The organism is Lentisphaera araneosa HTCC2155 (genome assembly GCF_000170755.1).
In the GTDB taxonomy this organism is placed as follows: Bacteria; Verrucomicrobiota; Lentisphaeria; order Lentisphaerales; family Lentisphaeraceae; genus Lentisphaera; species Lentisphaera araneosa.
In genome coordinates, this window is the sequence record NZ_ABCK01000003.1 from 102,534 (window position 1) to 124,838 (window position 22,305).

At 44.4% G+C, this 22,305-nt stretch carries 16 protein-coding genes, 1 tRNA gene, 2 rRNA genes and 1 pseudogene; 4 read left to right on the forward strand and 16 right to left on the reverse strand.

Annotated features, from left to right (window positions below):
* Nucleotides 1–80 precede the first annotated feature (80 nt).
* Nucleotides 81–2,997 (forward strand): 23S ribosomal RNA (locus tag LNTAR_RS03380).
* A gap of 134 nt (nt 2,998–3,131) precedes the next feature.
* Nucleotides 3,132–3,246: ribosomal RNA gene (gene rrf, locus LNTAR_RS03385) — 5S ribosomal RNA — on the forward strand.
* Between the two features lie 395 nt (nt 3,247–3,641).
* Here the strand turns inward: rrf and LNTAR_RS03390 are convergent.
* From LNTAR_RS03390 to LNTAR_RS03420, 7 genes are all read right to left on the reverse strand, one after another.
* On the reverse strand, nt 3,642–4,478 hold the full coding sequence (locus LNTAR_RS03390) for an IS3 family transposase (RefSeq protein WP_007277234.1): 837 nt from the start codon (nt 4,476–4,478) through the stop codon (nt 3,642–3,644).
* Nucleotides 4,475–4,858 carry a transposase gene (locus tag LNTAR_RS03395; protein ID WP_007277235.1) on the reverse strand — a complete coding sequence of 128 codons (384 nt, stop codon included), beginning with the start codon at nt 4,856–4,858 and terminating at the stop codon, nt 4,475–4,477. Before LNTAR_RS03395 ends, LNTAR_RS03390 begins: the two co-directional genes overlap by 4 nt.
* Nucleotides 4,859–4,949: 91 nt before the next feature.
* Complete coding sequence (gene murB, locus LNTAR_RS25070; protein WP_007277236.1) at nt 4,950–8,039, reverse strand: UDP-N-acetylmuramate dehydrogenase; 3,090 nt, start codon at nt 8,037–8,039, stop codon at nt 4,950–4,952.
* Between the two features lie 2 nt (nt 8,040–8,041).
* Nucleotides 8,042–8,338 carry a DUF493 domain-containing protein gene (locus LNTAR_RS03405; RefSeq protein WP_157473182.1) on the reverse strand — a complete coding sequence of 99 codons (297 nt, stop codon included), beginning with the start codon at nt 8,336–8,338 and terminating at the stop codon, nt 8,042–8,044.
* 71 nt (nt 8,339–8,409) lie between these two features.
* Nucleotides 8,410–8,994 (reverse strand): pyridoxamine 5'-phosphate oxidase family protein, encoded by a 585-nt coding sequence (locus LNTAR_RS03410; protein WP_007277238.1) that lies wholly within the window; start codon nt 8,992–8,994, stop codon nt 8,410–8,412.
* A gap of 12 nt (nt 8,995–9,006) precedes the next feature.
* Nucleotides 9,007–9,603 (reverse strand): RdgB/HAM1 family non-canonical purine NTP pyrophosphatase, encoded by a 597-nt coding sequence (gene rdgB / locus LNTAR_RS03415; protein WP_007277239.1) that lies wholly within the window; start codon nt 9,601–9,603, stop codon nt 9,007–9,009.
* A gap of 3 nt (nt 9,604–9,606) precedes the next feature.
* Nucleotides 9,607–10,911, reverse strand: coding sequence for a PhoH family protein (locus LNTAR_RS03420; RefSeq protein WP_007277240.1), 1,305 nt, complete (start codon nt 10,909–10,911; stop codon nt 9,607–9,609).
* 314 nt (nt 10,912–11,225) lie between these two features.
* Between LNTAR_RS03420 and LNTAR_RS25075 the strand changes: the two genes are divergently transcribed.
* The gene (locus LNTAR_RS25075) at nt 11,226–13,181 is read left to right on the forward strand and encodes a serine/threonine protein kinase (protein WP_052607295.1); all 1,956 of its coding nucleotides are present in this window, start codon (nt 11,226–11,228) and stop codon (nt 13,179–13,181) included.
* A gap of 2 nt (nt 13,182–13,183) precedes the next feature.
* Here LNTAR_RS25075 and LNTAR_RS03430 read toward each other — a convergent pair whose 3' ends face one another.
* Both LNTAR_RS03430 and LNTAR_RS03435 read right to left on the reverse strand, forming a co-directional pair.
* Nucleotides 13,184–14,251, reverse strand: a complete 1,068-nt coding sequence (locus LNTAR_RS03430; protein WP_007277242.1) for a M20/M25/M40 family metallo-hydrolase — start codon at nt 14,249–14,251, stop codon at nt 13,184–13,186.
* Complete coding sequence (locus tag LNTAR_RS03435; protein ID WP_007277243.1) at nt 14,248–15,414, reverse strand: pyridoxal phosphate-dependent aminotransferase; 1,167 nt, start codon at nt 15,412–15,414, stop codon at nt 14,248–14,250. The genes LNTAR_RS03430 and LNTAR_RS03435 overlap by 4 nt, the downstream gene beginning before the upstream one ends.
* A 136-nt stretch (nt 15,415–15,550) precedes the next feature.
* Here LNTAR_RS03435 and LNTAR_RS03440 point away from each other — a divergent pair.
* Nucleotides 15,551–15,621, forward strand: a tRNA-Cys gene (locus tag LNTAR_RS03440).
* A gap of 144 nt (nt 15,622–15,765) precedes the next feature.
* Here LNTAR_RS03440 and LNTAR_RS03445 read toward each other — a convergent pair.
* The 7 genes and pseudogenes from LNTAR_RS03445 to LNTAR_RS03470 all read right to left on the reverse strand — a co-directional run bounded on the left by LNTAR_RS03445 (nt 15,766) and on the right by LNTAR_RS03470 (nt 22,136).
* Nucleotides 15,766–17,391 (reverse strand): sialate O-acetylesterase, encoded by a 1,626-nt coding sequence (locus LNTAR_RS03445; protein WP_007277245.1) that lies wholly within the window; start codon nt 17,389–17,391, stop codon nt 15,766–15,768.
* 139 nt (nt 17,392–17,530) lie between these two features.
* Nucleotides 17,531–18,460, reverse strand: a complete 930-nt coding sequence (gene cysK / locus LNTAR_RS03450) for a cysteine synthase A (RefSeq protein WP_007277246.1) — start codon at nt 18,458–18,460, stop codon at nt 17,531–17,533.
* Nucleotides 18,457–18,672 (reverse strand): hypothetical protein, encoded by a 216-nt coding sequence (locus tag LNTAR_RS27870; protein ID WP_238527709.1) that lies wholly within the window; start codon nt 18,670–18,672, stop codon nt 18,457–18,459. The genes cysK and LNTAR_RS27870 overlap by 4 nt, the downstream gene beginning before the upstream one ends.
* Nucleotides 18,673–19,631, reverse strand: a pseudogene (locus LNTAR_RS03455) (glycoside hydrolase family 10-like protein); the annotation flags it as partial. It abuts the gene before it with no gap.
* A 3-nt stretch (nt 19,632–19,634) separates the two neighbouring features.
* Entirely contained in the window at nt 19,635–20,654 is a 1,020-nt protein-coding gene (trpD, locus tag LNTAR_RS03460; protein WP_007277249.1) for an anthranilate phosphoribosyltransferase, read from the reverse strand.
* On the reverse strand, nt 20,647–21,159 hold the full coding sequence (locus LNTAR_RS03465) for a SixA phosphatase family protein (RefSeq protein ID WP_007277250.1): 513 nt from the start codon (nt 21,157–21,159) through the stop codon (nt 20,647–20,649). Before LNTAR_RS03465 ends, trpD begins: the two co-directional genes overlap by 8 nt.
* A gap of 5 nt (nt 21,160–21,164) precedes the next feature.
* A complete protein-coding gene (locus LNTAR_RS03470; RefSeq protein ID WP_157473185.1) occupies nt 21,165–22,136 on the reverse strand; it encodes a hypothetical protein in 972 nt (323 codons plus the stop codon).
* Between the last annotated feature and the right edge of the window lie 169 nt (nt 22,137–22,305).

The following is a 22,305-nucleotide window of genomic DNA, read 5'->3' on the forward strand; positions in this document are numbered from 1 at the left end:
AACCAAAAGAATACAAGACAAAGAAAGACTTAGTAGAGATTAGGTGTGTCGCTGAAGATATTATTTTTAATATTTTTGGTGGACAAGCTAGTAAGGGTGTATGATGGATGCCTTGGCACTAACAGGCGATGAAGGACGCGTTAAGCTGCGAAAATCCTCGGGGAGCTGCAAAAGAGCTTTGATCCGGGGGTATCCGAATGGGGAAACCCAACTGGAGTTATGTCCAGTTATCCCTAACTGAATAAATAGGTTAGGGAGGCGAACCTAGGGAAGTGAAACATCTCAGTACCTAGAGGAAAAGAAATCAACCGAGATTGCGCTAGTAGCGGCGAGCGAACGCGCAAGAGCCTAAACCTAAAAGCATGCTTTTAGGGGTTGCGGGACCTGCAACATTGTATTGAAGAGATAGCTGAATAGTTTGGAAAACCGAACCACAGAGGGTGATAGTCCCGTAAGCGAAATTTCTTTAATATATAGCGGGTATCCCAAGTAGGGCCGGACACGTGAAACCCGGTCTGAATCAGGGAGGGCCACCTTCCAAGGCTAAATACTCGTTAGTGACCGATAGTGAACCAGTACCGTGAGGGAAAGGCGAAAAGAACCCCGTAAGGGGAGTGAAATAGAACCTGAAATCATACATCTACAAAGTGTGGGTCATCTTTATATGATGTACCGCATGCCTTTTGCATAATGAGTCTGCGACTTACTGTATACGGCAAGGTTAAGTTATTAAACGGAGCCGAAGCGAAAGCGAGTACGAATAGTGCGATTTAAGTCGTATGCAGTAGACCCGAAACTGAGTGATCTATCCATGAGCAGGTTGAAGCCCGAGTAACATCGGGTGGAGGACCGAACCATTGCGTGCTGAAAAACGCTTGGATGACTTGTGGATAGGGGTGAAAGGCCAATCAAACTCAGTGATAGCTGGTTCTCTCCGAAATAGCTTTAGGGCTAGCCTTGAGTGCTTCTTTACGGGGGTAGAGCTACTGATTTTTCGCGGGCCCTTACCGGGGTACCAACAAATATCAAACTCCGAATACCGTAAATTTATGAGCTCAGGAGTCAGTCTATGTGGGACAAGCCGCATAGACAAAAGGGAAACAGCCCAGATCGCCGTCTAAGGCCCCCAAGATGGGCTAAGTGGAATTAAGGATGTGGAGTTGCTTGGACAATCAGGATGTTGGCTTAGAGGCAGCCACCATTTAAAGAGTGCGTAATAGCTCACTGATCGAGTGATTCTGCGCCGAAAATAATCGGGACTAAAGCCCATTGCCGAAGACGCGACCCAGCTTGCTGGGGGTAGGAGAGCGTTCTATGCAGGAGTGAAGCTTGATGGAAACAACAGGTGGACCGCATAGAAGTGAGAATGCAGACATAAGTAACGAAAAACCGGGTGTGAATCCCGGTCACCGAAATCCGAAGGTTTCCTGGGCAAGGTTCGTCCCCCCAGGGTTAGTCGGACCCTAAGGCGAGGCCCAACGGCGTAGTCGATGGACAACAGGTTAATATTCCTGTACTAGCTAAGTGTAGTGATGAAGGGACGCGGAAGGAAAATGTTAATGACTGATGGATTAGTCATACCAAGCAGGCAATTCGTAGAGTAGGAAAATCCGCTTTACATAAGAACCAACTGTGATGGGGCGAAGAAACCCTCGGGTGGAACCGTCTAACATGGAACCATGCTGCCAAGAAAAGCTTCTAAGCGTCTGATGCTTAGTTATCCGTACTAAAACCGACACAGGTAGGAAGGTCGAGTAGACTAAGGTGCGCGAGAGAAACCACGTTAAGGAACTCGGCAAATTAGCCCCGTAACTTCGGGAGAAGGGGTGCCCCCTCAGGGGGGCCGCAGTTAAGAGGTCTGGGCGACTGTTTAGCAAAAACATAGCACTCTGCAAACTCGAAAGAGGAAGTATAGGGTGTGACACGTGACCAATGCCAAAAGGTCAAATGGAGAGGTTAGCCTTCGGGCGAAGCTTCGAAATGAAGCCCTGGTGAATGTCGGCCGTAACTATAACGGTCCTAAGGTAGCGAAATTCCTTGTCGGGTAAGTTCCGACCTGCACGAATCGTGTAACGATCCAGACACTGTCTCAACGTGGATCTCGGTGAAATTGTAGTTCCGGTGAAAATGCCGGATACCCGCAGATGGACGGAAAGACCCCATGAACCTTTACTGTAATCTGATATTGTTGTTCGGACTAATATGTGTAGCATAAGTGGGAGACTGTGAACTTGCGTCGTCAGGCGTTTGTGAGTCGTCAGTGAAATACCACCCTTATTAGTTTGGGCATCTAACCCCACGTCCGTGAATCCGGATGGGGGACAGTTTCAGAGGGTCAGTTTGACTGGGGCGGTTTCCTCCTAAAATGTAACGGAGGAGCTCGAAGGTCTACTCAGCATGGTCAGCAATCATGCGTAGAGCGTAAGGGTAGAAGTAGGCTTTACTGTAACACCGACAGGTGGAGCAGTTGCGAAAGCAGGACCTAGTGATCCAGCGGTGGAAAGTGGTATCGCCGTTGCTCATCGGATAAAAGGTACTCTGGGGATAACAGGCTTATCGCACCCAAGCGTCCATAGCGACGGTGCGGTTTGGCACCTCGATGTCGGCTCATCACATCCTGGGGCTGAAGAAGGTCCCAAGGGTCCGGCTGTTCGCCGGTTAAAGTGGTACGCGAGCTGGGTTCAGAACGTCGTGAGACAGTTCGGTCCTTATCCTCTGCGGGCGTAGGATATTTGATAGGAGCATTCCCTAGTACGAGAGGACCGGGAATGAGTGACCTCTGGTGTTCCAGTTGTACCGCCAGGTGCATTGCTGGGTAGCTAAGTCGCGAAAGGATAAGCGCTGAAAGCATCTAAGCGCCAAGCCCCCCTAAAGATGAGATATCCCAGGATTTATCCTCTAAAGGCTACAGGAAGACTACCTGTTCGATAGGCTGGAGATGTAAGCATAGCAATATGTTCAGTTGACCAGTACTAATCAGCCGTGAGGCTTGTCCACCTCTTTTTTAGTTGTCATCACTCGATGCCACCTAAAAAAGATAATAAGCACACACACACTAACTCATACTAAGTTAGGTCTTATGTCTTGCGATCTTATCTTTCATCACTAAGTTTTCTTCCCAACATTTTCCGGCTGGTAACCACAGCGGAGGAGCCACACCCGATCCCATCCCGAACTCGGTAGTTAAGACCTCCAGCGCCGATGGTACTGCAGTTAAGACTGTGGGAGAGCAGGTCGTTGCCAGCCTTTTTTCTACTGCCGTAGGGGCGGATAATTCTACTAGATAGTTTTATTTCCCTATAGCTAGGCTTCAAGCCGAAATTTTTAGAGCGCATATCTTAGGATATGCGCTTTTTTTTGTAGTATTACCACAAAGGCGGATGAGTCTATTAGATAGAAATCATCCTGCCCTAGAGGTAGATCTGGCTAAGTCCGGAAGTGCTACCACACAGGTAGTTCAGGCTTCAAGCCGAAATTTTTAGAGCATCCAAACGTTAGTTTGGATGCTTTTTTTTGCCTGCGTAGGGGCGGTAAGTTTTTATCAACTTATAAACCTATAGCAATCTGGCTAAGTCCGGAAGTGCTACCTGTCAAGTCCTGAAAAATAGTTGTCACTTTTGTTTATGTTAATTGACTAATATTTATGCACATTGTGTTTCATGAACAACACTTGGAAATGAATATTCCAAAGCTGTATGAGGGCGACAATTATTGTATAAGTAAATAGCCTGCTTAATTGCTTTTTTAGCATCTTTAAAGTTCTTAAATGTTTCGCGTAAATGATATTCATACTTCAGTATTCCGTTGACTCTTTCAGCTTTTGAATTTTCATAGCAATGGTTTTCTTCAGTCATACTGACAGGAAGATTTCTATTCGTCAAGATTTCAATGTAATCGTGACAGCAGTACTGAGACCCACGGTCAGAGTGATGGATGGGGTATGACCCTTTTGGGAGACTTTTTAAAGCCATCTTTAATGCTTTGATACATCCTACAGCTTCTAAACTCTCTCCCACATTATAAGCAATAATTTTTCTAGAGAAGGCATCTGTGATTAACGCTAGATAAACAAAGCTTTTTGCAACTCTGATGTAGGTTATATCACAAACCCACACCTGGTTAGGTGCGGTTAACACCTTATCCTTTATTAGATTTTTGTAGACTTTAAAACGATGCCTAGAGTCAGTAGTTCGACAGTACTTCCTCTTTCTTTTGATTAATAGGCGTTCTTCGCGAGCTATATCGAATAAGCGATCTCGTCCTATCTGTATAGAATTCTCTTTGAAGTTATCTACTAACATATTCTGCAGCTTTCGAATTCCGAGCTCAGATTGAATGCAACGTTGTTCTTTAATAAGATCGATCACAAGTTTTCTATCTACTTCTTTTTTGGTGCTTAAAGATTTATTTTTATAGAAATTTTGCCGACTCATATGGAGGTGATTACAAAGTTGTTTAACAGTAAAGTGGCTATTCATTGATCTGACTCTTTTGACCGCTTCACACCGACTTTTTTTTTGAAGGCTTCTTTATCAGATACGCCGAACTCATCACAAGCTATATCAAAGTAAGCTTTATTCATAACATCACTTATCGCTAGTTCGGTTACTGTTTTCTCTAACTCAGCAATATGCTTTTTAAGAGCTTTAATCTCATCAATATCATTTTCTGTTTCCACTTTAATCACCTTTGGTAATAAGTCTGTTCTACCATACTTTTTGACCCAGGCTCTTACTGTACAAGAGCCTGATATCCCATAAGCTTGGCTCGCTTCTCCACAGCTTATAAATTTACCTTTGGAGATCTCGTTTACCACTTTTTGTTTAAATGATTCACTATATCTTATTGTATCTTTCATAGGTTTTTCCTATTTTAGATGACAACCTATATCAGGACAAGACACCTGCCACCTGCCACCTGCCACCTGCCACCTGCCACCTAAGAACTTATTAAGCTTCTATCGCCTTCTTTGCTAAACCACAGCAGAGTTCTGTGAAGCTGATGCCATCGCGTTTGGCTGCCTTGGGAAGGAGTGAGCTAGAGGTAAAGCCGGGCATAGTGTTGGCTTCGAGGATTATGAACTTATCTGAATCAGGATTCCAGATCATATCAACGCGCATGAGGTGGCGACCCTTGAGAACTTTGAAGGATTCTTCCCCACATTTTTTAAGGCGTTCAGAGACATCTTCGGGAATCTCTTTTGGTGGGCAGTTATACTGAGTTTTACCTTTGCTATAAGTGTATTTAGCATCGTAGTCAAAAAAGCCTTCTGGAGGAATGATTTCAACGACGCTCAAGGCTTTGCCATCAATGAGGCCTACAGTGCATTCTATCCCCTTAAAAAAGCTTTCTACGAGCACTGTGTCATCATTTTCAAAAGCGAGATCAATGGCTTTTCTAAGATCTCCTTCTTTTTCCACGAGGCTGAGACTTATACTTGAGCCTTGACGATTGGGTTTGACGACGCAGGGCAGCGTGATGTTCTGTGAGATTTCTTCATCTTTGGATCGTAAGACAACTGAGTCGCAAACGGGTAGGCCTGAATTGCGCAGTTCGCAAACGGCGGCGTCTTTGTCGATACAGAGTTCACTCGAAGTGATATCGCAGCCCACATAGGGGAAGCCCTGTCCTTCGATAAGTTTTTGCACTTGTCCATCTTCACCAAATTCACCATGTAAAACGGGGAAAACGAGATCGATGTCTTTTGAGATTGCGGGGAGTGAAAAATCGGTAATATCTATTTCAGTGACTTCGTGACCACCATCGCGGAGGGCTTTAGCAACGGCCTCAGCAGATTGAAGGGAGATGGGACGTTCACTGGAGGGACCACCTTTTAAGACGGCGATTTTGAGCGCCTTTACCACATTGATTTTGCGCTTGTCACTAAAGACAACTTCTTGTTGCAGGCGAATGCCACAGGCATCGTAGACGCCTTGTTGAACGTATTCCATGAGGCGAGCATATTCATCGGCGGAGCATTTGTTTTCATTGACAAAAAAGTTGGCGTGTAAATCCGATACGGCACAATGGGGGAAGCTAATGGATTTAAATCCATACTTATCGATCAATTGACCAGCCGCCACATCACCTGGATTGCGAAAGGCACAGCCGGGATTTCTTCCGCCGGGTTGAGTTTTTTTGCGGAAGTCGCGTGTGCTTTGCACAATTGCTTTGGAGCGTTGGGGAACGGCTGCTTTGAATTTCATGTCAATACTCGTGACGATAAAATCGTTTGGTAATGAGCAGGACCTGTAGTTCCAAGTGATTTCATCGTTTTGGTAAGATTTTACTTTGGCGTCTTGGTCGATGCCGTGAACAGCAATGACAAATTCGGATGTTTCTTGTCCTTGCGCACCGGCATTCATGCGAATGCCGCCACCAATAGAGCCGGGAACAGCTGCCAAAGCTTCTGCACCACCAAGATTATCTTCTTGTAAACGTTTGATGAGTTTGAGCCATTTGACGCCGGCACCCACTCGGGCGTTTTTTCCTTCGATTGTGATTTCGCTGAATTCACCCAAACGCAAGCGTATGATAATGCCATCAAAAAGTTGGTCACAGCCCACCATATTGGAGCCTGCACCCAAGATTAAAGTTTTGAGTGAGTAACGCTTAGCAAACCTCATGAGTTCTTGAAGTTCTTCAACTGTCTGTGGTTCATAGCAAGCGTGTTGAGTTTTGCCGGCACCAAGAGTGGTGATTTCTGACCATTCAGGTTCGTGCAAGATATTCAAATCGGGAAGGCGTTCAGAGATGCTATGAGAAATGAGTTGGTTTTTGAGCCAGGGGATGATGTCTTTGATTGTAGCGGCACCAATTATGGTAATAATGCAGTGCTCAGTAGTCGGGGTTTGGGCGAGTACTTTTTCGGCATTGTATTCCCAGTCTTCGCTCTCAAAAACCTCTGCTTTTGGTCCAATTAGGACTCGTAGGGCTTCCAGAGAAGGAGTGTCTTGGCGAGATGACCAAGCCGAGAAGGGGGGAGCAATAAAGACTTTATCAAACTCTTTGAGTTCTTGAGCAAATTGCTCAGTATAGGACTCGAGACGTTCATAGCGGTGAGGCTGGAATACGGCGATTTTTCGGTAAGGATCGTATTGTTCTTCCAGTGCAGAATTCAGAGCTTTGAGTTCTTTGGGGTGGTGGGCATAGTCTTCAAATAAAGTCAGAAAAGCGGTTTCGAAATGAACCTGTGAGCGCCTTTGCACACCGCAAAATTCTTGTAAGACTTCAGTCGCTTTCTCTGGATTGATACCTTCGTTTGTGCAGGCGACAATGGCGAGGCTCGCATTGAGGCGCATGAACTCGCCTTTTTGTATGAGTTTTAAATTAGCTTTTGCGGGCATGAACTCAACGTTTTCAATTCCTTGCAGTACGGCTAGGCAGGAGTCATCTTGGGAAGCGTAAACTTTTTGACTTTGTTTCGCAAATTTGCGGAAGTTATCGAAGAGCTGATTCACACCACCTACACTCCAAGCATGATCATCGTCAGTATTGATGAGGACGCCTGTGCTAGGGCTGAGAGCTGCAATTGTGCCGTCTGATTCATCTGCTTCGATAATGAGTGGCCCATTAGGAGAGAAATGTGCAGCGGGGAAATCGCTGGAATTAAGATCGCCACCAATCATCCATGAGGCGGGTTCTTGATTTTGTTTAAAAATCCACGCACACATAGAGGTGACGGTAGTTTTGCCATGAGATCCACCCACGGCAATCACTTTTGGAAAGCATGCACACAAAGCTTTGAGAAAATCTTGGCGTGAGACAATGCTGAGTCCGATGTTTTTCGCATTCTCAAGTTCTAAATTATCTTTCTGAACAGCGCTGCTGACGATGACGAGACTGATCCCAGGTTTAATGAGTTCTCCTTCTTGATGATAGGAGATCACGATGCCAGACTCTTCGAGTTCGCGTGTTTTTGCACTCTGTGTTATGTCAGAGCCAGAAACTTTGAGCTTAGCTTGGTGGAGTAGGGAGGCCATGGCCGATAAACCAGCGCCACCAATACCTATGAAGTGAACATGCTTCCAAGGAAACATAATTAAAGTACCATTTTAACGCCATCAATGGCGGAGAAGTCGGCTCCGACAGCTCGTAAAGATTCAAGGCTGTAGATGGTGCCCGAGACAATCCAACTTTGGTAGGTGCCCTTTTTAGTTGAGTTCCCCTTTTTTGGTGTGCTTTTCAAGTCGTGTTGATCGATGACTTTTTGTAAATCTTGGGGGATATTTTCAGCATTGGCCATAGCCATAATGCGAAACTGGCAGTCGAGGGGGAATTCTAATTGTTTTCCGGGGTCATCTTGCATAGTATTTGTTTCCTGAAATTTTTCTCTCATTTTAACCCCACCTCCCCATTTTTTCATTTAAAAATAGAGGATTTCATGAGCAATAGTTATCTTAGAAATGTTTAAGGCGCAGCCCAGGTGATGGAACTTGGTTTGACAAAGTCACCCATGGCACGGATATTGCCTTTTGGATTGAGGCAGAGGATGTCGATTTTGCGAATAGCGCATTTGATAACGGCAAAGTTATCGTAAGGAAGTTCGCAACTATCTTGGTTGCTAAAGGAGAAAGGTTGTTTGAGTGCAGCGCCTGGACTCGGTGAAGCAGCGTAGCAGGTTTTGCTGGATTCGCTAAGTTTTTTCCAGTAGGCCTGACAGATGAGATCTTGATGATGAATACTCACGCTACATAAAGCGGTGAACTGAAGCCCTAAATCAGCGTTGTAAAAACAAAGGCTCACTTCGGGTTTGGCTTCTAGCGATTGGATTTTTGCACTTCTTTGGTCGGTGAAAAAGGTGAGAGTTCCCTTGTGAAAGTCACGAAGCACAATTTTCATACAAAGTGGGGAGCCATTTTGATCGCAGAGGGCAAGGGTAGCCAATCGCCAAGGGTGACGCGGTTTTTTGCCCGCTTCGTTGAGTTGTAAGAGGCAAAAGTCCCGAAGAGTCTCAGCGGTTTCAAGTGCGGTTGAAGGGATTTCGATATTCATGCCTTAGACTCCTTAGCTTTTTAATTTATCAAATAAACCATCTGCAATAGCTTTTTCCAAAGCATTTTTACGGTGGCTTAGGGAGTTCTTGATTTCTTCGCCGAGTTCAGCAAAGCTTTGGTCGTAATCCTTGGGAATAAAAAGGGGGTCGTAACCAAAGCCTTCTTCTCCACGCATTTCATCTGAAATATTTCCCAAGCATTTGCCCATGCTCGATCCAATGAGTTTGCCATTTTCGTCGGCGAGGGCAATGACGCAGGCGAAGTAAGCCCATCGGTTGTCGCAATTTTTGAGCTCATCAAGGAGTTTATGGCAACGATCCTGGTCGTCGAGTCCGGGGCCTCCGTAGCGTGCGCTAAAGACGCCAGGGCGACCATCGAGTGCTTCGACACATAAGCCTGAGTCGTCAGAGAGTACGGGCATGCCCAAGTGGATAGCGGATTCAATAGCTTTTTTACTTGCGTTGCCCACAAAAGTATCGACATCTTCAATTACATCGGGAATGCCCCCCACTTCGGCAGCGGACAAGACTTCGATGCCGAGTTGTGAGAGGATTGCCTTTAGTTCTACAAGCTTATGTTTGTTGTTAGTTGCAGCGACAATTTTCATGTTTTATAGGAGGTTGACTGCGGCTTCAGCTAATTCACTACGCTCACCTTTGGAGAGCTTGATATGTGCTGCTAAGGGATTGTCACGGAAACGTCCGGCAACATAAGCAAGACCGTTTGAGTAACTATCCATGTAGGGGTGGTCAATCTGCTCAACATCACCTGTGAGGACAATTTTCGAGTTTTTGCCCATGCGAGTGACGATAGTTTTAAGCTCGAGGGGAGAAAGGTTCTGAGATTCATCAATCACCATGTATTGATTCGGGATACTACGTCCACGAATGTAGGTGAGAGGTTCAATCTGCAGTTCTTCCATGTCCATGAGATTTGACGGCAGAGTGGGTTTGGAGCTACGACGGTCAATGGAGCGGATGAGTTCGACGGCATCAAAAATAGGTTGCATCCAGGGGCGGAGTTTTTCGTCGATATCACCAGGAAGGTAACCAATATCCTTACCCATGGGCATGATTGGACGTGAGACGAGAATCTTATTGAAAGTGAAGTCGCGTAGGACTTGGCGTAAACCTGCGGCCACCGCAAGAAGTGTTTTACCCGTTCCCGCAACGCCTTGGAGGCTGACGAGTTTGATGTTCTCGTCCAAGAGCGCTTCCAAGACAAAAGTTTGTTCCATATTGAGTGGACGTAAGCCTGAGATATCTTCGGATGAAAAACGCAAGGGGATGATGATATTAGGGGCATGGATAGCTACACGAGCAAGTGCGGCAGTTTTTTCCTTACCTTTAACTTTTAAATTGAGGAACTCATTGGGACGAAGTTTAACGTCGCCTTCATAATTGAGGGTGCCGATGGCATTAAATTCATCCAATTCTTCTTGAGAGAGGTAAAGCGTGTGCCAACCGTTATAATCCATGATTTCTTCAAAGCGGTCTTTTTCGTAGCCTTCGGCATGAAGGCCCAAGGCATTCGCTTTAAGTCGTAGATTTAAGTCTTTGGAAACAATGATGATTTTTTTCTTCGGATGATCATCACGCATGTTTTTGCCGATGGTCAGAACGCTATCGCTTGAGATTCCAACTTCTTCTTTACCATTGATAGCGCGGAAAAGAATCTGTAGAGTACCTTTATTATTAAGTTCAATACCTTCTGTTAAGGAGCCTCTTTTACGAAGCGTATCCATTGTGCGGTTGAATTCACGGGCATTTTTACCCAAGTCATTCATCTCTCGTTTAAATTTATCTACTTTTTCTATGACGCTTAAAGGTATAATGACGTGTTCTTCGGGAAATGAGAAGATGGCGTTTGAGTCATTGAGAATTACTGTGGTGTCAAGAATATAGATTTTGTTCATTGAGTTTCCTTGGTGAATTTCCAGCGTTAGTTAGGTGGAGGAGCCCTATTAACTCCCTAAGATAAAATGACCTTATAACTTAAGGCTTACAAATTATTTTGACTTGAGAAAGAGATAAAGTTAGATGTTTTTCACCCTCAGCTTTTATGACCGATTAATAGGAGAAGAGCTTAAAATAAGTCTGATGGCATTTGCTGGGAGTTTTGGATTAAATTATGACCTATTTGTAAGTGAAATTACCTGACAAAGAGCTGAGCAGAACTTGTTCCTAGCAGATTTTTGATATAAGATGGGGCTAAAATTTAGGAAGTGCTTTGTTATTTAAATGTGAAAATTGTGGTGGAATGGTCGATTCCGCAGGCTGTGATTACGGCGAAGAGATTATATGCGGTCATTGTGAGGCGTCTGCAATAGTTCCATCATCAATGTTTTCGACAAATGCGATCATTGATGACTTTGTCATAGAGAAATTTCTAGGTAAAGGTGGGATGGGTATGGTGTATCGTGCTCATCAGATATCTTTAGACCGCACGGTTGCTTTAAAAATCCTCACTCCTTCAGAGGATATGGGAGCTGAAGCTGTTGATGATTTTGTTAAAGAAGCTCGAAGTGCCGCGAGTCTTAATCACCCCAATATTGTTCAGGCTTATGCAGTGGGTAAATATGAAGATATTTACTATTTTGGTATGGAATATGTCGAAGGTCAGACAGTTAAGGAACTCATGAGCAAAGAGCCTGTCCTTGATGAAGACAGTACCTTAGCCATTGGTTTAAATATTGCTGAAGCTTTGCGTGAAGCTTGGGATCGTAAAAAAATCATTCACCGTGATATAAAACCAGATAATATCATGTTGACCGATGAGGGTGTGGTGAAGCTTATGGACTTGGGACTTTCGTGTACACATACTGAAAGTGCAAATGAAAGTGATACAATAACAGGTACACCACAATACATATGCCCTGAGCAAATTATGGGAATAGAAATGGATATTCGCGGCGATCTCTACAGCTTAGGCGCTTCCATGTACCATATGATGACAGGTGAGTTTTGTTTTAATGGCATTGGTTATGATGAAATTCTAAGAGGTCATTTAGAAAGAGATGCTAAACCTTTAACAGAATTTGGTCGCAATATTTCACTAGGAGCTTGGGAAGTGATTAAAAAGCTTCTTGAAAAAGATCCCGATGATCGTTATCAAACAGCACAAGATCTAATTAAAGCGCTTCATGAGACTCGTGCAGGCAAGACGGGCTTGCCAGATACTTTAACGCCGCCTAAGGGTGTCAAGAAGCCGGAAGGCTTAAAAAAGCCAGCTCCCCTACAGCCCCCAAACACAGTCTTGAGTTCAAGTGAACTGCCAGAGAATTCCAAGAAAGACTTATTAAAATCTAAGAAGTTCATGATCATGGGTGCTGTTTTAGCGGTGCTCATTATTTTAAGACTCGTCGTAAGTTTGAGTTCTGAAGATCAAGAAGTAGCGATTGAAAAACAGCTTGAAGAGCAAGCCTTGTTAGCAAAGAAAAATCAGGAAGCCCGCAAAGCTAAGGAACAGCAAGCGAAAGAAACTGAGAAGAAAGCATTGGCCGCGAAGAACGCCCAACGGGCCGAAAAGAAAAAACTTGAAGAACAGGAGGCCGCAAAAAAAGTGGCTGAAGCTAAAGAAGCTGCGGAAGTCGCAAAAAAAGCAGCCTTGGCAAAGCCAGTTAATCCGAACGTAGATATAATTTCGAGAAGTTTTTTATGGAGCTATAATTATACCGCTAGTTCAGTTGCATCGAATTGGATGAAACCAGACTTTAATGATTCAATATGGAAAAAAAGCAATGCGCCTATTGGCTATGGAACTACGAAGCCAGCCGTAAAAACCCAGTTGCAAAGAGCAAAAAGAGGTGTGGGGATTCTTTATGTAAGAAGGAAGTTTGTTCTAAAAGAAGTGAATAAAGACTTGGACTATCGCATAGCATTCATGGTTGATGATGGGGCGGGCGCATGGGTTAATGGCTCACGAGTGGCTGTCTATAATATGGATACAAAGAATCTGAAGCCTAATGGTCTTGCGAAAAGTGAAAATAAGGACACAACACTAAAATTTAAGGGTTGGATGCCGATTCCTCACAATAAATTAAAAGCAGGACTCAATGTTATTGCAATAGAAGTGCACCCTGCGAGCTCTAGAACGCCAGATATGTTCTTTGATATGAAGCTGATTTCGCGTCCAAAAGGAGCTAATAAAAAGAAAAAAAGCGGAAATAAGAGCAAACAGCGTTAGGCTTAAATCGTTGTTAAAAGAAGCTTGAGCTGTTTGCCGTAATCTTCAATTAAAGAGATAGAGCAATACTCATTATCCTTGTGGGCTTGTGCGGTTAAGCCAGGCCCAAAGTTGAAGCAAGGAACTCCCATTGCACTCAATTGTGCGACATCAGTCCAGGCTTGCTTAGCTTGTACGGGAAAAGCCAGTATATCGCAAGCTCTAGCAAAAAGAGGACTTTCGTGAACGGTGCCTGAAGGTGAGTTATCTTTGATATTGATTTCGAGACCATCCACTTTTAGATCGTTGACAAAATTGAGCACGTAATCTTCAGCTTCTTGCGGAGTGCGTACAGGTGCATAGCGGAAGTTGACGTTTGCTTCCCAGCGACCGGGGATTGATGTGCGGCCAGGAGTACAGCTTTCTTCAGTGATCGATAAGACATCGAAAAAATCACAGCCAAAAACTTCGTGTTTTACAGGTTCGATTTCCGCCATTGCAGAGATGAATGGAAGTGCTTTGTAGAAAGCATTTTCACCATTCCAAGGACGAGCGGAATGGCAGGCCATGCCAGTGCTAACAACACGTGCATGTAAACTACCGCAGCAGCCAATTTGTATGGTGTTATCAGTGGGTTCACCGACAATGGCTAGATCAATACTTTTAAAGAAGTCGGGATACTCGCCAATCAGATCGTATAGGCCGTTGTCTTCCATCTTGGTTCCTTCTTCACGGGAATAGATCACAATACTTATACGAGCACGTTTTAAAATGTCTTCGTGATTGTCTGCAGTGATGCGGAAAAAAGCGGCTTCGGCAGCAAGCATATCAGAACCGCCAGCTCCGTAGAGTTTATCATCCTCTATATAAGGTTTGAACCATTGCGGTACAACATCAGAGTGGCCCACCATAGTGATGTGTGGGAGGTGAGTATTTTCTTTGCCTAATTCTATGATGAGGCAGTCTTTAAACTCTCTGATTTCTGGCTGAGGAAAGTTGTCTTCGGCAAACTTTTTGATGAAGGCAGTCAATTCTTGTTCGTGAAAAGTGGGAGAAGGAATAGAGAGCATTTCTGTGAGAAGTTTAATCATGAGGGACCTTTAATATTGAGTGATTGGATGCGTTTTGCGATTTCTTCGCATTGATTGAGAGTGGAGCAATAAACCATGCGAATGAAACCTTCGCCATCTTTGCCGAATGCAGTACCCGGAGTGAGCACGAGGTGCTGTTCAATAAAGAGTTCCATGAGCTGTTCAGAGCTGGAGAATTGGGGGTGGGAGAACCAGAGGTAGAAACTGGCATCGCCACCAAAAATTTCGAAGCCTTTAGATTCGAGAGCTTCGCGAATGATTTTTTGCTTAATTTTGTATTCTTCGGAGAATTGTTTTGGGTGCTGATCATCATTCCAGGCAGCAATAGCGGCATCTTGGATGAAGTCTGGGGTTCCAACTCCTAAGGCTGGGCGCATGAGCAAAATCTTCTTCATGAGTTCAGTGTTTTGACTCAATAGGGCCCCTGACCTAAAGCCAGTCATGTGCGAGCGCTTGGATAATGACCGTATACAAAGCCAGTTTTGACTCTCGGGGAAGTCGAGGATGGAGCTAGGGAGGTCTTTGTAAAAAATGTCGTTATAACATTCGTCAGAGCAAACGAGGAAGTCGTATTGTTCAGCAAGCTTTAAAAGCTTTTGGAGATAGTCTTTCGAGGCAATCGCACTAGTGGGGTTATGTGGCGAGTTGATCCAAAACATTTGGCATTTGTGCCAATCATTTGCGGAGATCGTATCCAAGTCGGGAAGAAAGTTAGTTTCTCGTGAGACGGGAAGTTCGCGAAAGGGGATATTGAAAAGACCAGCACTCGACGCATACACAGGGTAAGAAAGAGAGGGAGCCCATATTTCTTGACCTTCAGACCAATCAAAAAGCAAAGCTAAATGAAAGACTGCTTCCTTTGAGCCATTGGTAGAGCAGACCTGAGTATCAGGATTGAATTCAATCTTATGGTTACGCTGGGCCCAATCCGCAATGCTTTGACGCAAGCTGACTTTGCCTTTAAATGAGGGGTACTGAGAGATTTTACGGTTAGTTAAGCTTTCTTCCATGGCTTTGTAAGCTTCAGGATAAGTTCTTTCTATGGGGTCGCCAGTAGTTAAGTTGATAACGTGGTGTCCATCTGCTTTGAGTTGATTTGCCAAGTTATGGTACTTACTCAAAGAGTATTCATTCTTGCTACTTAGGTAAGTGTTGTATTTCATGGAATTTTGTATGCCTGTAAAAACTAATAATAATTACTTCAAACATAGAGCAAACTGTGTTTTTTCAAGAAAATTATGATTTTTTCTTCAATTTTACTGGATAAGGAAAAGACTGGGAGTATTATCCCTCCCACACGGCGCGATAGCCAAGCGGTTAGGCAGGGGTCTGCAAAACCTTTTAGACCGGTTCGACTCCGGTTCGCGCCTCTTAAAAAAGCCTCAGAAGTTATCTTCTGAGGCTTTTTATTTCTCTTTGGCATAAGCCTTTAAAGCCTTAGTTTCTAGACGTACATCAACAAAAAAACCTCAGTGATTATTCACTGAGGCTTTCGAGGGCGTATAAACTAAGTTTTATTTAGTCTTAAATACTGAGGCAGGGATACCTTCTTTATTATAGAGGTTAGCGCCTTTTGCATTGGCAGCCCAGGCATAGCGAACTTCTACTGGAGTAGAAACTTCTGGGTGCGAGACTTCAACCTGATTCTTAGAAATGATTTTTGCATTGGCCCATTTCCATACATTATCTGCACCTTTGATTTGGAAGTGTTTAAGTTCTTCTTGAACTTCAACGACGGGATCGAGTAAGATTTTTTTACCCGTCATCAGGCCTGCGCCGACGCTGTCAAAATCAATGATGACTTTTGAACCTTCAATTTTACTGGACTTATAGAGAGGTCCACTATGAGCTGCGAGGTCCTTACCATAGGTTTTTGCAAGAGCCCAAAGAGATAGACGCTTACCAGCATCAACTTTGTTGTGCGGGTGAATATCGTTAGCTTCGCCGATGTCGTTAAGAACGGCCACTCCAGTGTTAGGAACCGCGAGTGCAGTGAGGAATTGTTGATAGATGACGTTGACCCAACCATCGTTATCTATTGGTTTTGTTACGGGGTCTCTAAATTGCGCTAGTTGGCAGAAGTAGAAGTCGAGACGATCTTGGTCCCAAGCCGTTCTCCAGCCTTCAATGAGGGCAGAAAAGTGTTTTTGGTACTTATCATTTTGGTAGCCTGCGTTTGATTCACCTTGATACCAGATAGCGCCTTTGACGGCGTAAGGGACAAGCGGAGCAATCATGCCGTTGTAAAGTGTAGAAGGGATGCGGTTGCTTTTTGCAGGATCTTGGATCATGCGTGGTTTACGCTTATTGAATTTTTTGCCTTTTTCTTTGGCTTGAGCTTTTTGAGTTTCCCATTCAGCAAGTTTTTCTTGATGCATGGCTTTAGCTTTCTCAGGTGTCCACCACTTGCTAGCTTTCTCGAGTTTAGCCACTTTTTCTTCGGCGTAGAAAGCTTTGAGTTCATCGTTAGTTTGATATTTAGGCATGGGAACCCATGGCTCGACGAGAGTGCCGCCCCAAGCGCATTTAATGAGCCCAACTGGAACATTGAGTGTTTTGCGGAGTTCGCGAGCGAAGAAGTAGCCTGTTGCAGTGAAGTTAATACTATTGGCGGGTGCTACTGGTACCCAATTGCCGTTAATGTTTTTCAGTTCGGCATCAGGGGAAACTTCTTTCTTGACTTCGATTTGACGTAAAAGGGGGTCGTTCGCAGTTTCAATTTCTTTTTTCACATATTCTGAAATAGGATTGTAGAAGGGATCACGAGCAGGCTTTGTCAGTTGAGTGAGGCGCCAGTCCATATTTGATTGACCTGAGCAGATCCAAACTTCGCCAACGAGGATATCGTTAACAGTCAAAGTTTCGGCACCACTTTTCACTGTGAGTTTACGCGATTCTTCAGAAGCTTTAAGGGAGTCGAGTTTAATCATCCATTTGCCAGATTGATCTGCTTTTACTGATTTTGTTTGGCCTGCAAAAGAGACTTCGACAGTAGTGCCGGCATCAGCCCAGCCCCATACGGGTACAGTTTGGCCGCGTTGGAATACAGCGCCATCGGAAAAGAGTTGGTGGAGTTTGATTTCAGCTGAGAGCTGAAGCGAACAGAAGAAGGCAAGCATTGCCAAGAGAAGTTTATTCATGTGTATCCTTATTGCTTGTGTTTTAAGTGTGACTATAGTTATTATGCTCGTCAGAGGACAAATCTTACAGAATTTGTGAAGAAAGTCACAAAAAAGGCTGAAGTTATCAGCTTCAGCCTTAGAGACCTGATCTTAGAGACTACATTTTGTAGTCTTCGAAGAGCCAAGTAGAGAGGTAACGTTCGCCAGTATCAGGGAGGATGCAGACGATTTTTTTACCTTTGTTTTCAGGGCGTTTGGCGAGTTCGAGTGCTGCAGTCATTGAAGCACCGCAGGAAATGCCGCAGAGGATGCCTTCTTTTTGAGCGAGCTGGCGAGCTGTCTCGCCTGATTGTTCATCGCTCACTTTGATGACTTCGTCGAGTAGCTCTGGTTCCATAACTCCAGGGATGAAGCCTGCGCCAATACCTTGGATTTTGTGCTTGCCAGGACCTTCGCCGCTGAGTACTGCAGAAGTTTCTGGTTCAACCGCAACGATTTTCACATTGGGGACTTCTTTCTTAAAAGTTCTCGCGCAACCAGTAACTGTACCACCTGTACCAACACCAGCAACAAAGTAGTCGAAGTCGCCATTCATGTCGGCAATGATTTCTTTAGCGGTTGTTTTCTCATGAATCGCTGGGTTTGAAGCGTTCTCAAACTGTTGAGGGATCCATGCTCCATCGATGTCTTCGGCGAGTTCAGCGGCTTTGTTGATCGCGCCTTTCATGCCGTCTGCACCCGGAGTTAAAACGAGTTCAGCACCAAAAATACGCATCAGCTGACGACGTTCAACTGACATTGAGTCAGGCATGCAAAGAATAAGTTTATAGCCACGCACAGCGCAGGTCATGGCAAGGCCAATTCCTGTGTTACCAGAAGTTGGTTCAATGACTGTCATGCCGGGCTTTAAAGTACCATTGGCAATTGCATCATCAATCATAGCTTTTGCGATACGATCTTTTACACAAAAACCTGGGTTAGATGATTCTGTTTTAGCGTAAACTTCGGCGTAAGCGCCCTCAGTTAATTTATTGATTTTTACGAGTGGAGTATTTCCACACAATTCGAGTACATCATTTGCTTTCATTTTCTATCTCTCCCATAGTTGATGAGTTGCTGTTTAAGGTGTGAATTTCTTTGAATGGCTCCGAGGCTGAAATGGCTAAAACCATGAACTCTTGGGTCTTGTTCACAGCGCTTTATTTGTCGGATGAGCTCGTCGGGTTCTGTGCGCCAAGAGGCTAAGCCAGGAACCATTTTTTTGTTCTTTGGATTTTGATACTTCCACCAATTGAGCAAGGAAGAAAAGCGTTGTTGGGGAGCTGACTCGGGCCAGTAGAGTTGAGGTGAAAGGTAGTCGACCCAGCCTTCGCGAATCCATCTGCGACTATCGCAAGCAAGATTATCAAAGGCACTGGTGCCTTTGACGTCACGAGGATAACCGGGTTTCCAAATGCCAAAGGGACTTATACCAAATTCTACATGGGCTTAAGGCGTTTGAGTCCTTTGTGCAGGCTGTAAATGAGCGTATTGACTTGATGACGACGCCACATTTCTTTGTCCATGACTTTTTGCGGCTTGCTGCTGAGGTAAGCGGAATATTCCTTATGATCGGGAAAGCCCGTCGCCGGAAGAAAATCTTTGTAGGGGTAGAAGTAGTCGTCGAGATGAATGCCATCAATATTGTAGCGACGTGCGCAGTCGAAAACCACGGTTTGCACGTACTGGCGAACAGCTTTTGAAGCTGGGTTGAGCCACACATAACCTTTCTTCAAATAGATGCACCAAGGTTTGGCTTTACGTTGTAAAGAGTTGCTGGCAAGAGGTTCTTTTACCGTGGGATGCTGAACTCGATAAGGATTAAACCACGCATGGATTTTTAGCTTTCTCTTGTGGCATTGATCGATCCAATATTGCAAAGGATCGTAGCCTGGGTACTTACCTTGAATTCCTGTAAGACGATCAGACCAAGGCTCAAAGGAGGACTTATAGAGGGCGTCCCCATGAGGACGAACCTGGAAGATGATCGTATTGAGTTTGAGTTGAACTGCTAGATCTAGTAGATCACGACATTCTTTTTGTTGTTGAGCCACACTCAAGCCTTGCTTGCTAGGCCAATCAGTGTTGGCCACAGATGCAACCCAAGCCGCACGCATTTTAGTTTGTGCGTTGAGAGGATTGAAGAGAGATAATATTAAGCATAGGAGTAGAGGCCTTAAAAGGCTGTTGGAGTTTAAGGCCTGTCCATAATGCGTCATTATTTACTGTTGAGTCGCTGCGCTGAGTTTATCGAGTATTTCGAGTGCGGCACCACTATCAATAGAGTGGGCTGCGAGCTCAATGCCTTGGGCAAGATCCTTGGCTTTACCTGAAGAGTATATCCCTGCACCAGCGTTGAGGAGGACAGCATCTCGGTAAGCTGATTTTTCGCCTTTTAAAAGGGTGCGCAAGGCATCGGCATTATATTGGGGCTCGCCACCTTGAATATCTTTTAGATCAGCTGTTTTGAGTCCAAAATCTTCGGGGCAGATTTGGTATTCTTTAATTTTCGAAGCTTTGACTTCGTAAATCTTTGTTGGCGCGCAGATAGAGATCTCGTCCATGCCATCACAGCCATGAACGAAAAGCATATGATCAACACCAAGAACTTTTGCGCTCTCCGCTAAGACTTTGCAGTATTGCTCGGAGTAAACGCCGATTAAACCACGTCGGACACCAGCGGGATTGCACATGGGACCGAGTAGATTAAAGAGGGTTCTAACACCGAGAGTCTTTCTTACTTCAATCGTGTGCTTGACGGCGGGGTGAAGTAGGGGGGCAAAGAGGAAAGTCATGCCAATTTGTTCTAAACATTCGGCCATTTTTTCAGGAGTTATTTGAGTGTTGATTCCCAAATGACTGAGAACGTCTGCACTTCCCGATTTGCTAGAAAAGGCACGATTGCCATGCTTGGCCACGCTTACACCTGAGCCTGCAGCCACAAAAGCGGAACTGGTTGAGATATTATAGGTGTGGTGTCCATCGCCACCCGTACCAACAATATCAATGGCATTGGGGTCAGAAGACTTGACTTTTACGGCGCCTTCGCGCATGACTTGAATGCAAGCTGCGAGTTCCTCGGCAGTTTCACCCTTGGTGTGCATGGCAGTTAACCAACCCGCTTTAAGGATGTCGTTTGCTTCACCGCAAAAAATCTCTTGCATGATTTTACGTGTGAGTTCAGCACTTAAATTGCGATCAGCGCAAATTTCATTGATGGCAGTTTTGATAGAGTCAGACATGGTCACCACAGCGAGTTATCATTGGAGAAAAAGCGGAAAGAGTTCTGCCCATGGCTTTATGTTTATTGATATCGATACGAAGAGCAAAGAAGTCGCCAGAGTAGATGGGGTAGGGATATTGACTGTCTTCACCTTGAAAGAGTTGGCCTAAAATATAGGAGATATCGGGTTCGTGTAAAATGACCATCGCAGCTTGCTGGTTTTTTGGATCAAAAGTCGAGAGGCAATTGAGAACGTCGCTGAGGCCAGCTCCGGGGAGGAGGCTAGTATCCATATGTACAGGGATATCACCAAGTTCACGAGAAATGATTTCACCACTCATTCTTGAACGATTAAAGGGTCCAGTGAAGACGCCGTGAGGCTTGTATTCCATTTTTCTCATAAAATCACTGACAACTAAAATATCGCGTTCGCCAGGGCCAGAAAGAGGTCTTTCGGCATCGTACTGAACGTTAGATTCTTCTAGAGCTAAAGCGCGCCCATGGCGCATAAGATAGAGGTACATCTTTTCTAGTTCTCCTGTTTCGAACTTGGTTTGAGTTCAATTTCTTTCATAATATGACTAAAATAATCAGCGCCTGCGACACTGTCGGAAATTTCGAGCTGTAATATAACTCCTAGAACTCGACCTTTTTCTTCCCAAAAAAAGAAGCGATCCAAGTGAACCACGTCATTGCGTTTAGTGTAGAGATCTAAACCTTCAATGATTTCCTTATTGCGCATAGCTTTCGCAGGTCTAGTGGGGGTGGCTTCGAGAGTGTATTCCATGGCGCGATAGTTTTCGATGAATGAATTAACCACGTACTGACGAGTCTCGTTTATATTGCTCCCCGCTTTGTAGACTTGAACCATGAGGCTCGGACTGAGCTCGCTTTTGAAGCGGTAAATCGAGCAGTTTTTTTCACGGTTTTTACTTAGGCTTAAATCACGTGAATAAGAAAGAATAACTTCTTTGTCTTCGTAGTTTTGGAAGAGGTTTTTGCGCATGCTGATTTTGAGTTCTTTGCCATCCGCAGTTTTGTAAATGCCTTCTTCGTCTTCATTAAGAGGGATTTCTTTGCCATCGATAACAACTGTGTAATTGCGTCGATCCTTTTTAAGGTCTGCGGCGATTTCGCGTTGGAAAACGTTAATGATAAAGAGAGGCTGGATATACCAGACTCCACCGACTTTACTGAGGTGAATGGGGAATCCGTACTCAATCATTTTGACACGAGCAATTTGATGGCGCTTGGTGATCATATTTTCATTAACGGAGAAAACTTTGCCACTCCAGCGAAAGGAATCACCTTCTTCGAGCCAATCAATATCAAGTTTGCTGAGTTCGCGTTTGGCTTGATCTCTTTGGTCTTGATTCTTTTTGTCTCCTGTCCAGAGAGCTTTTAAATTGTGGTGATCCAAGCAGAGGGCGCGGATGTTAGCTTCGTTTTTATCAATTAAAGCGTGGATAAAGCGGCGAACAAGTAATTCAGTTTCCGACATTTTATCCTCAGCTGAGGCAAAAAAACAGAAGAATGTAAAAAAGAGAAGTAATTTCACTTTCAACATAGATCTAGCTCCAAGTTTAATTCAATTCGTAGAACTTAATAGCTATTTATATTTTTGTTAGTCCACGTACATTGGAGTTTATCATAAATAATATTTTTTCTTA

Coding starts and splice junctions, on each gene's coding strand:
- LNTAR_RS03390 (WP_007277234.1), bottom strand. CDS start 4,478: ATGAATAGCCACTTTACTGTTAAACAACTTTGTAATCACCTCCATATG.
- LNTAR_RS03395 (WP_007277235.1), bottom strand. CDS start 4,858: ATGAAAGATACAATAAGATATAGTGAATCATTTAAACAAAAAGTGGTA.
- murB (WP_007277236.1), bottom strand. CDS start 8,039: ATGTTTCCTTGGAAGCATGTTCACTTCATAGGTATTGGTGGCGCTGGT.
- LNTAR_RS03405 (WP_157473182.1), bottom strand. CDS start 8,338: ATGAGAGAAAAATTTCAGGAAACAAATACTATGCAAGATGACCCCGGA.
- LNTAR_RS03410 (WP_007277238.1), bottom strand. CDS start 8,994: ATGAATATCGAAATCCCTTCAACCGCACTTGAAACCGCTGAGACTCTT.
- rdgB (WP_007277239.1), bottom strand. CDS start 9,603: ATGAAAATTGTCGCTGCAACTAACAACAAACATAAGCTTGTAGAACTA.
- LNTAR_RS03420 (WP_007277240.1), bottom strand. CDS start 10,911: ATGAACAAAATCTATATTCTTGACACCACAGTAATTCTCAATGACTCA.
- LNTAR_RS03430 (WP_007277242.1), bottom strand. CDS start 14,251: ATGATTAAACTTCTCACAGAAATGCTCTCTATTCCTTCTCCCACTTTT.
- LNTAR_RS03435 (WP_007277243.1), bottom strand. CDS start 15,414: ATGAAATACAACACTTACCTAAGTAGCAAGAATGAATACTCTTTGAGT.
- LNTAR_RS03445 (WP_007277245.1), bottom strand. CDS start 17,391: ATGAATAAACTTCTCTTGGCAATGCTTGCCTTCTTCTGTTCGCTTCAG.
- cysK (WP_007277246.1), bottom strand. CDS start 18,460: ATGAAAGCAAATGATGTACTCGAATTGTGTGGAAATACTCCACTCGTA.
- trpD (WP_007277249.1), bottom strand. CDS start 20,654: ATGTCTGACTCTATCAAAACTGCCATCAATGAAATTTGCGCTGATCGC.
- LNTAR_RS03465 (WP_007277250.1), bottom strand. CDS start 21,159: ATGTACCTCTATCTTATGCGCCATGGGCGCGCTTTAGCTCTAGAAGAA.
- LNTAR_RS03470 (WP_157473185.1), bottom strand. CDS start 22,136: ATGTCGGAAACTGAATTACTTGTTCGCCGCTTTATCCACGCTTTAATT.